The following is a 13,761-nucleotide window of genomic DNA, read 5'->3' as shown; positions in this document are numbered from 1 at the left end:
CCGGAATTGGACTGAAGAGAAGTGCCATGGACTTTCTGCGCGTCGTGGTGGTTCTGCATCATCGATCGCGTCAGCGTCGCCTATTGCCTCGGCGCAGAGGGAACCTGAATCGCGTCGCCTGGCCATTGCCGGAGCCGTCCGCATCTATCTGGCACTTGTTGGCGTGTAGCCGAAGCGACGGCGGAAGCAGCGATTGAAGTAGGACACGTCGCTGAAACCGCTCATCATCGCAATTTCGCTGACCCGCATACCGTCATTGTGTCTTTGGGCGAGCATCTTATGTGCGCTTTGCAAGCGCAGCTCGAGCACACGCTCGGAGAAGCTGATACCCGTCTCCTGGAGGATGTCGTGAATATAGCGCGTCGACAGACGGAGTTCCTTTGCGACGCCCTGCGCGGAGATGCCAGGATGGGCGAAATTGTCTGCGATGTTGGCCAGGACCGCCCGCAGCCTAGCCGCTCGCAGGCCGCGCAGGCCGGCCAATTCGGCAGCCTCACCTTTCGCGCCCGTCACCAGACCGATCAGATCGACGATCACGTCCGTTGCGTGCATGCTGAGGTCGGCCGAGACGAGGGGCGGGCCGGTCTCGAGAAGTTGGGAATAACGCTTGAGAAGATCGAGAGCCTCGTTGTCGGCATCGATCTTCAACGCCAGCCTGTCATCGATCTGTGGGAAGGCCTGTACGAGGACGGCGCGTGGGACCACCACGTTCGACCACACATTCCGGTCGGCACCGACCATCTTCAGTGCTTCCGATGCCGTGACCAGGACCGCTTCTCCCTTGCCGACGCCGTACTCGCGGCCGACCTGCGCCCCGGTCAAAACGGTGTCGGCCTTATTGATCAGAAGGAGATATCCGTCATTGCCGTCGTCGCCAATGTTGCTTGCTTTCCTCGTTGCATGCCTGATCGTTCCGGACATCTGGCCGAGAACCAGTGATCCGACAGCCGTGGCTTCTATCGCCGCCTCGAAAGGCAGGTCTGCGGATATGCCGTATTCAACCGACCATATCTCCGCGACATGGATATCCTGCCAGAGGGAAAACCGATCGCGTTCATTGAGATGCGAGGGCAACAGAGCCGATGAAAACACCGTCTTTCGCGACAATCGAACACCTCGAAAAGCTACAGCTTCAAAAATTGTCGAACGCGATGCTTTCCAATCCGGGAATAACAAGCGACATTGATCGCTCGGCGTTCGACCGATCGCATTAGACCCTTAATCGAGTTCATCCAGGCGTGGCGTCACCCCAAAGTATGACGTCGCGAAATCCTTCCAGACGGATCGGCGTTTTTGCGCCGGGCGGCTGTCAATTTGTTGCTGTATTCATCTTTTTTCGCTCATCCCTCATGCGGGGCAGGGCATGTCAGGGGGCGTGGTGGAGAGGCTGGGCAGCGAAGTCCTTTATTCGATTATCGGTGAAATTTATGATTGCGTTTTGAATCCGGAAGGCTGGACCGGAGTGATGACCCGGGTCACCGAAGCTGTCGACGCTGCCTATACCACTGTCGCGCTGGCCAGCACCGCTGACAATCAGGGCCGTTTCGCGGCTCAATCAGCTTGGGATCCGGTGCAAATGCGCGCGCTCCAGGAAGATTATGACTTTGACGAAATTCCTGGATTGAAGGCCGCGGTCGTTGGCGACATCGACACGCCTGTTGCGACGCTGTCGCATATGAGCGAGGCCGAGCTCCAGCAAACGCCGTTCTTCCAGAATTGGGCCGGACCGCAGGGATTGCGCGAGGCTTGCATCACCAAATTCGTTCACACGCCGGACCGGATTGGTCTCATGGGCTGCACCACGCGTGCCAACAGGGGTATCATAACCGTTGAAGAGCAGCGGTTCCTGGCATTGCTCTCGCCGCATCTGCGTCGCGCTTCCCTGATTGGAGATCTGCTCGATCAGACCCGCATTACCGCCAATTTCTATCGCGAAGCGCTCGACCATCTCGCCGTGCCTATCGTTTTTGCCGGCGCCGACGGAGCAATCCTCCATGCGAATGGGGCTGCCGACCGGATGTTTTCCGGGCAGGGTCCCATTCTTTCCAGGAAGGGCCTGCTCCAACCGCAGAACCCCGTGGTCGCCCGCGCTTTGGCGGAAGCATTAGCAAGCGCTGCCGGCGCAGATGCTTCGCTTGGCTCTCGCGGCATAGGGCTGCCCGTTTCAGCGCCGGGTCAACCGCCCGCCGTAGCCTATGTGTTGCCGCTGACCGAAGGAACTGCGCGCGCGGCTTTCCGGCCCGCCTGCGCTGCCGTCTTCGTATCGACCACGACGTCCTCTTCTCCGCTGCCGGAGGCCGTTCTCACGACGCTGTTCGATCTTACTCCCGCGGAGGCACGGGTCCTCCTGCGGATCGGCAGCGGATTGCCCGCGTCCAGGAGCGCCTCGTTGCTCGGCATCAGTGAAAACACGTTGAAGACCCATCTCAACCGGATATTCGCCAAGACCGGCACGAGGCGCCAAGCAGATCTCGTCAAACTGATTTCGGACATAGGCATGCCTTTCGTAACTGATCAGGCTGCCGCCCGCCGCTGAGCTGACCGCGCCGAATTCCTCGTCGGCGCCGGGCGGTGCCAGGTAGACTCACACCCAATCGCTGCGTCCAGACCGGCAATCGACTGAGGCTGTATGGCCACACCGACCGGGAAAGCGTTGCGGCGCTCTCCAGGACAATTCAGGTGCGGTCCAGCCCAAGACGCCGCTGGCGAACAATGCAAAACCTCGACGACACCCGGATCGCCGCCGAGCATTTCGCGGCTGGGGAAGCAACATTGGGGTAGCAAACAGTGAAAACGGTTCTTCTCGCCACAGCCTTCATTCTGGCGCCTGTCGGCATCGCGTCGGCGGCGGACATCAATGAAACCTTGCCCGTTGCCGCCGACTACGACTGGTCCGGCCTCTATGCTGGCGCTCACTTCGGCTACGTCGCCGGAAAGTCCAATCTCTTCATCGCCGACGCTGGCCCTGGGGGTGCCGACGTTAACGCGCCCCTCGACCCGGATGGGTTCATTGGCGGCATCCATATCGGCTTCGATCAGGAAATGGCGAACCGCTTCGTGCTCGGCGCCGAGGCGGACATTGCTTACAGCAATGTGGATGGGGTGGGGACCTTCACCGGTGCCGGTGCGTTGCTCAAGACCGAACTCAAGTGGTCGGGTTCGGCGCGGCTGCGGGCCGGCTACGCTTTCGATCGGACCTTGCCTTACATCACCGCGGGCGTGGCCGCGGCCAAGTATGAAATGACTGTGATCGCCACCAGCGGTTCAATACCGATCCACGACGAAACCCATCTTGGCTGGACGGTTGGAGCCGGCGTCGAGCACGCTTTCACCGACAGGTGGATCGCGCGCGTCGAATATCGCTACTCCGACTTCGGCAAAAAGGATGTTTCGGTGCCGCTGTTCGGTCCTGGCACGGTTGCGAACATCGATCTCAAGACGCACGATCTGCGGGTCGGCCTCAGCTACAAGTTCTGATCTGACAGACCGAACAAACCCCGGCCTCGCGCCGGGGTTTTGCTCGTGTCGTAAAGGCATTCACGTCCGCCGGCGCGGGCCGAGACGATGACGACGCGCGCTCGGCCCGTCGGCGCGACACGTGCCGCCGGCCAGGGCGGAGGCCGTCCCTGGCGTCGACCTCAGATCAGCTTCTCCAGCGTGATCGGCAGATCCCGCACCCTTTTCCCTGTCGCGTGGAACACTGCGTTGGCAATCGCCGGCGCGATGCCGACGATTGCCAGTTCGCCCACGCCCTTGCCCCCAAGGGCGGAGGAGTGCGGGTCGGGGATGCCGACCGAGATGGTCTGGATGTCTGGGATATCGGCATTGGTCGGCAGCATGTAGTCGGCGAAATTGCCGTTGACGATGCGGCCGTGGCGACGATCGACGATGCCTTCCTCGAGCAGCGCCTGGCCGATGCCCATGATGATGCCGCCCTTCCACTGGCTCTCCGCCAGCTTCGGGTTGTAGAGCCGGCCCGAATCCAGCGCCGACACCACGCGTGACACGCGCACCGTGCCGAAATCCTCGTCGACGCGCACCTCGACGAAATGCGCGCACCAGGAATGGCGCGAATAGTCGCCCTCGGTGTGCGGGATCGACATGGCTATAGTGGTGTAGTTCTTGTAGCGCTCTTCCGGCGTCGTGCTGGCCGGCAGCGTGTCGCCCTTGGCTTCGATTTGGTCGCGGCCGATCGCCATCATGAAGTCAGCGATCGACAGGTCCGGCCCTTCGCCGCGCGGCGAGGCGATGCGGCCATCCCTCACTTGCAGCGTGTTCGCCTGCAGCTTCTGGAACGGCGAGCGCGGGTCGGAAAGCGCCAGCCCGATCAACTCGTCCAGCGCCTGGCCTGCCGCCTTGTGGACGGCGCCGGTCATGACGCCGGCAAGTCGCGAGCCGCCGGTGACGCCGGCGCGGGCGAAATGCGAGTCGCCGAGCTTCACCGACACCCGCTCCACCGGCACGCCAAGCGTCTCGGCCGCGGTCTGCGCCAGGATCGTGTAAGTGCCTTGGCCCATGTCGATGGACGAGCTTTCGACTTCGACCGAACCGTCGGAAAGCAGCTTCACCACCGCCTCGCCATGCGCGCGTCGCACCGGATAGGTGCCCGCCGCGACACCCCAGCCGATGAGCTGGCGGCCGTCGCGCATCGAGCGCGGCGCGTTGCTGCGCTTCGCCCAGCCGAACGCTTCCGCGCCGGCGGCAAAGGCCTCGCGCAACTGGCGTGTCGACCACGCCTTCTTCGCATGCGGGTCCTGCACGGCATAATTGATCAGCCGCATCTCCAGCGGATCGATACCGAGCTCATAGGCAAGCTCGTCGATGGCGCTTTCGATGCCGAAGGCGCTCGGGTTCTCGCCCGGCGCGCGTTTTGCGCCCGGCACCACCGTATTGACCCGCACGACATTCTGCTTCGAGGAGAAGTTGGGCGTGGCATACATGATCGAGGTGACCGACCCGAGCGGCTCAACCCACATGCCGTCGACCGCTGTCTCGTTGACGCCGCGATGCACGATCGACTGGATTTTACCATCCCTGTCGGCGCCGATCGCAATGGTCTGACGCGTCGCCGCGCGACCGCCATAGGACGTAAAATTCTGCGGGCGGGTGAGCACCAGCTTCACCGGCCGGTCGAGCATCCTGGCGGCAGCCGCCGCCACCGCGCTGTGCGCCAGCGCCAGCGCTTTGGAGCCGAAGCCGCCGCCGATGTAGGGCGAGATCAGCCGCACATTCTCGAACGGCAGGCCGAACCACTCGGCATAGGTGCGCGCCATGCCGTCGAGCCATTGGCTGGGCTCCCAGATGGTCAGCTCGTCGCCCTCCCAGCGCGCGATCAGCCCATGCGGCTCCATCGCGGCTTGGAATTCGCGCGGCGTGTTGTAGGCCGCGCAGATGCGCACAGGCGCTTCGGCGAAGGCGGCTTCAGCGTCGCCCCATTCCTTGGTCATGGCGTCGATCGGGATGCCGTCGCCCGCCTTGCCGTCGCTCAGGTCGACGATGGCCGGCCTCTCGTCATACCACACCTTGACCAGCGCCGCGGCAGCGACCGCCTGCTCGAATGTCTCGGCCACCACCGCCGCGATATGCTGGCCGGAAAAGGTGACCTCGCGCACGAGCGGCGCGTAGGTCGGCTGCGACGGCGGGTTGCCGAGCCAGTCCGATGCGCCCCTCAATTCCATGATGGTGTCGGGCGTCAGCACGGCGAGCACGCCGGGCGCGGTCTCGGCCGCGCGGGCGTCGATCGCCGTCACCTTGCCGGCGGCAATCGTTGCGCCGACCAGCACCGCATGCGTCAGCCCTTCGAGCTGCTGCTCGAAGGCATATTTCGCTGCGCCCGTGATCTTGGCCGGGCCGTCGACGCGCGACAGCCGCCCGCCGACCGCTTCGAGACGCGCGCTGTCGGACGCGGCGTGTTTCATGTCATGAACGGTCATGCCGTCTCTCCCAATTTGAGGATGGCGCGCGCGATCACGCGCGGCGCCAGCGCGATCTTGTAGTGGTTGGCGCCATGATCGACGGCGCCCTCCATGGCGAGCTCGCTCGCCTTGCGGATCGTGGCATCGTCGAGCGGCTTGCCTTTCAGCGCCTCTTCGACGGCGCGCGCCCGCCACGGTTTCGTGGCGACGCCGCCAAGCGCGACGCGGATGTCGCGGATGATGCGGCCGTCGCCTTCAAGCTCCAGTCCGACCGCCGCGCTTGCCGCCGCGAACTCATAGGACTGGCGGTCGCGCACCTTGATGTAGGTCGAGCGTCTGGCCGCGGCCGAGCCTGGGATCTCTACTGCGGTGATCACTTCACCGGGGCGGATGTCGTGCTCCTGCTCGGCGGTGGCGCCCGGCGCAAGGAAGAAGTCCTCGACCTTCAGCTTGCGCCCGCCGAGATCGACCTCGGCGTCGAAGGCGACGAGTGCCACGGCGAGATCGCCCGGATAGGTGGCGATGCAGGCCTCGCTCACGCCGAGTACCGCATGGCCGCGCGTCGCGCCGCCGATCGCCGAGCAGCCGCTGCCGGGCGCGCGCTTGTTGCAGGCCGGGAAGTTTTGCGGATCGCGGAAATAGGGGCAGCGCGTGCGCTGCATCAGGTTGCCGCCGATGGTCGCCATATTGCGCAACTGCGCCGAGGCCGCCTGCCACAGGGCTTCCGATACGGCCGGGAAGCAACTCTTCACGGAAGTATGGTCGGCGACATGGCTCATCCTGGCCAGCGCGCCGATCACGGCGCGGTCGGCGGTGACATCGATGGCGTTGAGCCCTTCGATGTGGCTGATGTCGATGACGGTCGAGGGTTCGGCGACGCCGCATTTGGCGAGGTCGATGAGCGTGGTGCCGCCTGCAAGCAGCATGGCGCCGGGAAGAGCGGCGGCGTTGCGCGCGGCCTCGACGCTGTCGGCGCGTATATAGGAAAAATCTCTCACGAGCGCAGCTCCTGTGCGGCTTGGCGGACGGCGGCGACGATGTGCGGATAGGCGCCGCAGCGGCACAGATTGCCGGCCATGTATTCACGGATCTCATCGTCGGAACCGGCATGGCCCTCGCGGATGCAGGCCACCGCCGACATGATCTGTCCCGGCGTGCAATAACCGCACTGGAAGGCATCCTGTTCTAGGAAGGCGGCCTGCACGGCATGCAGCGTGCCGTCCTCGCCGGCAAGGCCCTCGATAGTGGTGATCGAGCGCCCTTCGACTTGGGCCGCGAGCGTCAGGCAGGCCAGCACGCGCTCGCCGTCGACGTGCACGGTGCAGGCGCCGCACTGACCCTGGTCGCAGCCTTTCTTGGTGCCGGTGAGGTGGAGCCGTTCGCGCAGCGCATCGAGGAGCGTCACGCGCGGTTCGATTTCCAGCGCGTGGGCTTGGCCATTGATGATGAGGTGGAGTGAAAGCGTGGTGGGACTAAGGGTTGAACCGTTGGCGGCAAGACCGTTCCTGAAATGGCCGTCTTCGGGAGGATCGATGATGGTCTGGCTGGTCATGGGGCGTCGGGCTCCGATTGCTGGACGCTAGGGATGGAAATGGGACTTGGCAGGGGAGGGGCAAGGGCAACGTTTGAGGAAGGCGCCGTCGGCGGGGAGACTAATCTCCCCCCTTGCGGGGGAGATGCCCGGCAGGGCAGAGGGGGGTGTGACGGAACGGGGCGTTTGCCGTTTCTGCGATCCGCTAGATAGCGCCAGGAAGGAAGCGCCTGTCACTTGCCGAGACGTTGGCGGGACAGCACCCCCCTCTGTCCTGCCGGACCCCGCAAGGGGGGAGATCAGCAGCCTCATCGCCGCGCTCCACCAACCAGGGTGCGTTTCCCGTCCTTCTCTACGTGACATACCGCTTCCCCTGGTTATATGATAAAAGCACTCCACCAAAGCGGAGGCGCCTCCGTTTATTTACGTGGGGTCTGGCCGGTCATGGTTCAACCCCATATTGCGTTCGGTGGAGAAAAAAGTGCCTGACCAGGAAATGACCGCTGAAGCGAAGCGCGACGCGCATGCGCCAAAGCCGCTGCGCGCCGATGCGCAACGCAACCGCGACAGGCTGGTCGAGGTGGCGGCGCAGGCTTTCGCCACCGATGGCGTCGACGCCTCGCTGGAGGAGATCGCCAGGCGGGCAGGGGTCGGCATCGGCACGCTCTACCGCCATTTTCCAACCCGCGAGCATCTGGTCGAGGTCGTCTATCGCCGCGAGGTGGAAGGACTTTGCCACGCCGCCGAGGAACTCGCCCGGCAGCACACTGCCGATGTCGCACTGGAGCTCTGGATGCAGCGCTTCGTCGACTACATCGCCACCAAGCGCGGCCTCGCCACCAGCCTGCGCCTGTTGCTCACCACCAACTCGACGCTGTTCTCCGACACGTCCGGCCGCGTCTCGGGCGCCATGCGAAGCCTGATCGAGGCCGCCGCCGCCTCGGGAAAAATCCGCGCCGACGTCGACGCCTCCGATGTGATGCATGCGCTGGGCGGCATCTACTCGGCACCGAACACGCCAGACTGGCGCGAGCGGTCGGGGCGGCTGGTGAAGCTCTTGATGGATGGGCTGCGGTTCGGGGCGAGGGGCTGAGCCTCCGCAGCTGCTAATCTCCCCTCGTGGGGAGATGTCCGGCAGGACAGAGGGATTGCTGTCTCGCCAACCTTTCCCTGACTGGCATTCCCCGACCCGTGGCCTACATAGGCGGCACCACCCTCCCTTCCAAAAGGAACCTCCCATGCCCGAACAGCTCAAATTGAACGACGGCGCCACCATCCCGCAGATCGGGCTGGGCGTCTGGCAGGTCGATCCGGAGATCACGGCCAAGGTTGTGCGCTGGGGCATCGAGGCCGGCTACCGGCTGATCGACACCGCCGAGGGTTATCGCAACGAGGAAGGCGTCGGCGAGGCGATCCGTGCTGCCGGCGTCCCGCGCGCGGAGCTGTTCATTACCTCCAAGCTGCGCAACGGCGCGCATCAGCGTGACGCGGCGCTGCGCGCCTTCGACGATACGATGCAGAAGCTCGGCATTGACCAGATCGACCTTTTCCTCATCCACTGGCCGGTGCCCAGCCAGAACAAATATGTCGAGGCCTGGAAGACGCTGGTCGAACTGCGGAAGGCCGGCCGTATCAAGTCTGTCGGCGTCTCGAACTTCAACCAGGACCATCTGGAGCGCATCATCGGCGAGACCGGCGTGACGCCGGTCGTCAACCAGATCGAATTGCATCCGCGCTTCCAGCAGCGTGACAAGCGCGATTTTCACGCCAGGCACAACATCCGTATCGAGAGCTGGAGCCCGCTGGGCAGCGGCCGGCTGCTGGCCGATCCGACGCTGGAGAAGATCGCGAAGAAGCACGGCAAGTCGGTGGCGCAGATCATCATCCGCTGGCACCTGCAGGAAGGGCTGGTCGTCATTCCGAAGTCGATCCACCGGGAGCGCATCGCCGGCAATTTCGACGTCTTCGGCTTCGAGCTGGACGCGGACGACATGCAGACCGTTCACGGTCTGGATTCGGCCGACGGCCGGACGGGACCCGATCCGGCCACGGCGGCGTTCTTGTTCTGAGGGCTGCACCCCTTTTGGCGCGGCGTCGGAACCGCCAATCTTCCCACGAATGGGGAAATGAGCAGTTCTGCCGACGACATGCCGCCGCTCATCCGGTGAGCGCAGAGACGGTCTTTCGGGATGTCGATCCGGTGACGAAGCTTCGTATCTCGTCAACCAGACTGTCGCAATCTTCACCCCAGATCACGTGGTCTCTGCCGGCCAGCTCGACGTATCTGGCGCCTTGGATGTGGGTTGCCAAGTAACGCCCTTCCTCGGGGCGCACCCAGCGATCGCCCGTCCTCTGCACGATCAGCGTCGGCACGCGGATCGCCGGCAGGATGTCGCGAACGTCGACTTCGGTACCCCAGCGCCAGAGCGCGATTGCATCGGCGGGCGAGGCCGAATTCCTGAGATAGGCGGCGAACCATTCGCGTTCGACCATGTTTTCGGTCAGGCTCGGCGCTGCGTTGCTCATGTCGGCTGGCTTGCCCCATTGTCTCTCGACGGCCGCTATGTCGTCGTCCACCTGCGCCACAGTTCTGGCCCAGGGATACTCTTTTGACCAAGTGCCCTTGGCGTAGGTTCCGTTAAGCACCAGCGCGGACGTACGCTCGGGATAGGTGGCGGCGAAAAGCATGCACATCGGACCGCCCTCCGAGCTGCCGAACAGCACCGCTCGGGTGGAGCCGACTGCGTCCAGCACCGCACGCACATCCTCCATGCGCTCTTCCAGCGTCGGCAGGCCGACATTGCGGTCGGATAGACCGGTGCCGCGTTTGTCGAATCGGACCAGGCGTGAAAAGGTGCCGAGCCGCTTGAGCACATGCGCGAAGCGCGGCGAGCCCCAGGCAAGGTCGAGATTGGAAACCCAGCCGGGCACGTATATGAGGTCAATCGGCCCTTCGCCGGTCACCTGATAGGCGATGTTGATTCCTGCCGATTTGACGTAGTGGGTGGTCGGTGGCATCGGCTCGCCGCCGGAAAGGCTCCCACCGGCATTTGCCCCCGAACCGGCCGCCGGCTCGGCGGCCGCAACCGGACGTGTTGAGTGAGGCGATGAACTCATCCGGCGTGTCCGCAGAGCCTCGTACAGTTGGCGCGTTTCCAATTCTGGCTGCAGCCCAAGATCTCTCTCCAGCGCCTCACGGCAGAGCTCATACTGTTTAAGAGCAAGGTTGATGCGGCCCTGCGCGGCATAGGCCCTCATCAATGCCCGGTGGATATCTTCGCGCAGAGGCTCCATTGCGAGCAGTCGCGCAGCCGTCCGCGCACAGGATGAAAGGTCCTTCGACGCGCTGTAATGCGCCACCAGCCTGTCCAGCGCTGCAACCGCGATCGTTCTCAGCCGCTCGCGTTCAATTCGAAGCCAATCTTCGAACGGCTCCTCTTTCACGCCAAGACCGTCGAGCAGGTCGCCGCGGTAGACGGCAAGTGCCTGCTCGAGGTGTTCGGGCGACGATCCTGTCGCAAGCGTCTCGAACCGGGCGACATCGAAGTCGATCTCGTCCAGATGCAGGCCGACACTGACGCCGTCGGTCAGAAACCGTCCGCTGTCGCACTTGCGCATGGCCTTTCGGATGGCCGAAACGGCTTGCCTGAGGCTCATCCGGGCCTGGGTTTCGCCATTCAGGCTCCAGAGCAGGGCGGCCAGCTTCTCGCGCGATTGTGCCTGTCCGGCTTGCAGGGCGAGATAGGCCATCATCGCCCGTGCCTTGCGACTCAAGGTTGGAGCAGCCGCGCCAGTACCGGCGAGATCAAATCCGCCCAGAAGATAAAGATGAGGCCCTTTCATTGAGTTCGGCCCCGGCCACGATTATGGCAATTCTTTCGCTTCGCCCCTGGTAATTCAACCGCTATCTGTCCCAAGCGGTCTTTTTCACGTTTCGATCACGCTGCCTTCTCCAGCTTTATCACGGTCGCGCCAGAGAGTTGGCCGAACCTGAAACGTGGGAGAACCTCAATGCTGCCATTCAGCCCGACCGACTGGCCCTTCCGCCAAGATGACGGTTTCTACCGGCTCCAAGGCCCACCCGCAATCTTTCGTCACGACATCGCCCAGGCGCGGTACTTGGAGCAGCAGTTAGCTCAACGGTTTCCCGGCGCTCCCGGGATAAGTCTACCAGTGCTCGTGAGCAGGCTTCTTGCCGTGGCAGCGTCGGCCCGTGCAGCGCTCTCTCGCCGGCGTGCCGGGCGAGGACCCGCCTCGTTTCGGCTTTGAAAGCCGGCCTTCCGAGCCACGGCGGGCTTGACCTTAAATTCCCTCCCCGTCCACCAACGGCACGTCATCTCCCTCCCACGGGCTGGGCATCGTCCCGCGTCCTGCGGTCGGCAGCGGCATCCAGCATCTGAGTTCCGGTTCTGCATATTCGACGATGCGGCCGGGCGAGGAGTCCGACGCCCGCCAGCCTTCCTCGCCGAACTGGTCGGCGCGCGACCAGTAGGCCATGTCGACCTCGGCCGGTCCCTGCTCGGAGGAACGCACCGTCACCAGGATGCGGCTGCCGTCCCGCGGCGCGCTCGCCATGTTGCGCCACTGTTCGGTCTCGTCCATGCGATCTCCTCCTGCTGAACCAATTCCAGAAAACCGGCCGTCGCAATAGTCGCCGTCCGCCGGGAAGGGGTCAACCCGAACTTGAAGCGCGACAGGCAATTCATTCGAAGCTAATATGTCATTGGCCGCAATCGGACAGACGACGATGGATAATGGATTGCTGTCTCCGGTGACCCGTCTCGGGCCGGTCCATCTCAAGGTGACCGACGTGCCGGCGGCCCTGAATGTCTGGCGCGACGCGCTTGGGTTGGCGCTGCTTGGCGAGGACGCCACCATGGCGGAGCTTGGCGCCGGCGGCCGGACGCTGATCGTGCTCCATGCCGGCGCGGAGGCACCGCTGCCGCAGAAGTCGCGCGATCTCTTCCATGTCGCCATCCATATCACCAGTCGCCGCGATCTCGCGCATACAGCCGCCCGCCTCAAGGCATCTGGCCTACGGTTCAGCGCCCAGGATCACCTGGTTTCGGAATCGCTCTATGTCTCCGACCCCTCCGGTAACGGCATCGAGATCTGCTTCGACACGCCGGAGCGCTTGCTGCGCCGCGAAGTGTCGCCCAATGGCCGCGTGACGCTGATTGCCACCGACGGCAGCGCGCATTCGGGGCTCGAGCCGCTGGACGTATCGGGCCTGCTGCGCGACCTCGGCAACTCCGGCTATATCGAGCCGAAGATGGCGCAGGATGCCTTTATCGGCCACATCCATTTGCGCGCCCGCGCGCCCGAGATGCTGATGAAATTCTATCTCGGCGTGCTCGGCTTCCGGCCGCATATCCAATCCCGGACCTTCGGCATGTTCGACTGCGGCACGGAGCGCCGCGCCCATATGGTGGCCTTCAACATCTGGGCGCGCGACGAGCTGCGCGAGCCGCCGCCGGGTGCAGCCGGCCTCGACCATTTCACCATCGAGCTTGGCTCCGCGCAGGAGCTCGCCGCCGTGGCGCGCAGGCTCGAAGCGGCCGACATACCGGTGAAAAGGGACGGTCGCGTTGTCTCGACCGCCGATCCGGAAGGCAACCGCCTGCGGCTCGTGGTACAGGGAGATTGATCGCAGCCGCTTGAAGACGGGAGGAGGAGGGGAAATGTCGCTCAAGGTAATTGGAACCGGCTTCGGCCGGACCGGGACGGATTCGATGCGCGAGGCGCTGACCATGCTGGGTTTCGGCCCTTGCCATCATATGTGGGAGGTGATGGCGCATGAGGAGCAGAAGCTGCTCTGGCGGGCGCTGGCCAAGGGCGCCGCGCCCGACTGGGACAGGCTCTTTGCCGGTTATAGATCCTGCGTCGACTGGCCCTCGGCGCATTACTGGCGCGAGCTGATCGAAATCTATCCCCAGGCGCGCGTCATCCTGACCTGGCGCTCGCCTGAAAGCTGGTGGGAGAGTTTTGCCAAGACGATTCTGCCCGCCATTGCCAACAGCGAAGATCAAGAGTCGCTCGGCGTCGCCCTCGTCTCGAAACAGGTCTTCGGCGGCCGCCCGCAGGACCGCGCGCATGCAATTGCCGTTTACGAGGCCAATGTCGAGGCGGTGCTCACCACCGTGCCGGCCGAGCGCCTGCTGATCCACAAGCTCGGCGACGGCTGGGCACCGCTTTGCGCCCACCTTGGCGTCCCGGTGCCGGACGAGCCCTATCCCGCCCGCAATTCGACCCAGGAGTTTCGGACGGCGCTGTCGCTGTAGGTGAGGGAGTAGGGGAGTAGGGGAGTAGGGGAGT

The 13,761-nt window shown here is 64.1% G+C and carries 12 protein-coding genes; 6 read left to right on the top strand and 6 right to left on the bottom strand.

What is annotated here, in order from left to right:
• Positions 1-144 precede the first annotated feature (144 nt).
• The gene (locus LB523_RS24375; protein WP_224607746.1) at positions 145-1,107 is read right to left on the bottom strand and encodes an AraC family transcriptional regulator; all 963 of its coding nucleotides are present in this window, start codon (positions 1,105-1,107) and stop codon (positions 145-147) included.
• A gap of 256 nt (positions 1,108-1,363) precedes the next feature.
• Here LB523_RS24375 and LB523_RS24370 point away from each other — a divergent pair, with 256 nt between their 5' ends.
• A complete protein-coding gene (locus LB523_RS24370; protein WP_224529526.1) occupies positions 1,364-2,536 on the top strand; it encodes a helix-turn-helix transcriptional regulator in 1,173 nt (390 codons plus the stop codon).
• Between the two features lie 251 nt (positions 2,537-2,787).
• Complete coding sequence (locus tag LB523_RS24365; RefSeq protein WP_095768316.1) at positions 2,788-3,477, top strand: outer membrane protein; 690 nt, start codon at positions 2,788-2,790, stop codon at positions 3,475-3,477.
• A 161-nt stretch (positions 3,478-3,638) separates the two neighbouring features.
• Here LB523_RS24365 and LB523_RS24360 read toward each other — a convergent pair whose 3' ends face one another.
• From LB523_RS24360 to LB523_RS24350, 3 genes are read right to left on the bottom strand one after another with little or no spacing between them, the layout of a single operon-like run.
• On the bottom strand, positions 3,639-5,933 hold the full coding sequence (locus LB523_RS24360; RefSeq protein ID WP_224607742.1) for a xanthine dehydrogenase family protein molybdopterin-binding subunit: 2,295 nt from the start codon (positions 5,931-5,933) through the stop codon (positions 3,639-3,641).
• Positions 5,930-6,913 carry an FAD binding domain-containing protein gene (locus LB523_RS24355; protein WP_224607739.1) on the bottom strand — a complete coding sequence of 328 codons (984 nt, stop codon included), beginning with the start codon at positions 6,911-6,913 and terminating at the stop codon, positions 5,930-5,932. Before LB523_RS24355 ends, LB523_RS24360 begins: the two co-directional genes overlap by 4 nt.
• The gene (locus LB523_RS24350) at positions 6,910-7,362 is read right to left on the bottom strand and encodes a (2Fe-2S)-binding protein (protein WP_318011996.1); all 453 of its coding nucleotides are present in this window, start codon (positions 7,360-7,362) and stop codon (positions 6,910-6,912) included. Before LB523_RS24350 ends, LB523_RS24355 begins: the two co-directional genes overlap by 4 nt.
• Before the next feature lie 580 nt (positions 7,363-7,942).
• Here LB523_RS24350 and LB523_RS24345 point away from each other — a divergent pair.
• Together LB523_RS24345 and LB523_RS24340 are read left to right on the top strand one after the other, a co-directional pair.
• Positions 7,943-8,539, top strand: coding sequence for a TetR/AcrR family transcriptional regulator (locus LB523_RS24345; protein WP_224607909.1), 597 nt, complete (start codon positions 7,943-7,945; stop codon positions 8,537-8,539).
• 145 nt (positions 8,540-8,684) lie between these two features.
• Positions 8,685-9,515: an aldo/keto reductase gene (locus LB523_RS24340; RefSeq protein WP_224607736.1), complete on the top strand. Its 831-nt coding sequence runs from the start codon at positions 8,685-8,687 to the stop codon at positions 9,513-9,515.
• An 88-nt stretch (positions 9,516-9,603) separates the two neighbouring features.
• On the opposite strand, the gene LB523_RS24335 is transcribed toward LB523_RS24340, so the two are convergent.
• Together LB523_RS24335 and LB523_RS24330 are read right to left on the bottom strand one after the other, a co-directional pair.
• Positions 9,604-11,199, bottom strand: a complete 1,596-nt coding sequence (locus tag LB523_RS24335) for an alpha/beta fold hydrolase (RefSeq protein ID WP_224607733.1) — start codon at positions 11,197-11,199, stop codon at positions 9,604-9,606.
• A gap of 549 nt (positions 11,200-11,748) precedes the next feature.
• Positions 11,749-12,048: a hypothetical protein gene (locus LB523_RS24330; RefSeq protein WP_095768322.1), complete on the bottom strand. Its 300-nt coding sequence runs from the start codon at positions 12,046-12,048 to the stop codon at positions 11,749-11,751.
• Between the two features lie 145 nt (positions 12,049-12,193).
• Between LB523_RS24330 and LB523_RS24325 the strand changes: the two genes are divergently transcribed.
• Positions 12,194-13,093, top strand: coding sequence for a VOC family protein (locus LB523_RS24325; protein WP_224607730.1), 900 nt, complete (start codon positions 12,194-12,196; stop codon positions 13,091-13,093).
• A gap of 34 nt (positions 13,094-13,127) precedes the next feature.
• Positions 13,128-13,727 carry a sulfotransferase family protein gene (locus LB523_RS24320; protein ID WP_224607727.1) on the top strand — a complete coding sequence of 200 codons (600 nt, stop codon included), beginning with the start codon at positions 13,128-13,130 and terminating at the stop codon, positions 13,725-13,727.
• Positions 13,728-13,761 lie beyond the last annotated feature (34 nt).

Origin of the sequence: Mesorhizobium sp. ESP-6-4 (assembly GCF_020164735.1) — a bacterium.
Taxonomy (GTDB): Bacteria; Pseudomonadota; Alphaproteobacteria; order Rhizobiales; family Rhizobiaceae; genus Mesorhizobium.
The sequence above is the reverse complement of the archived record's forward strand: the minus strand, read 5'-3'. Positions and strand labels throughout refer to the sequence as shown.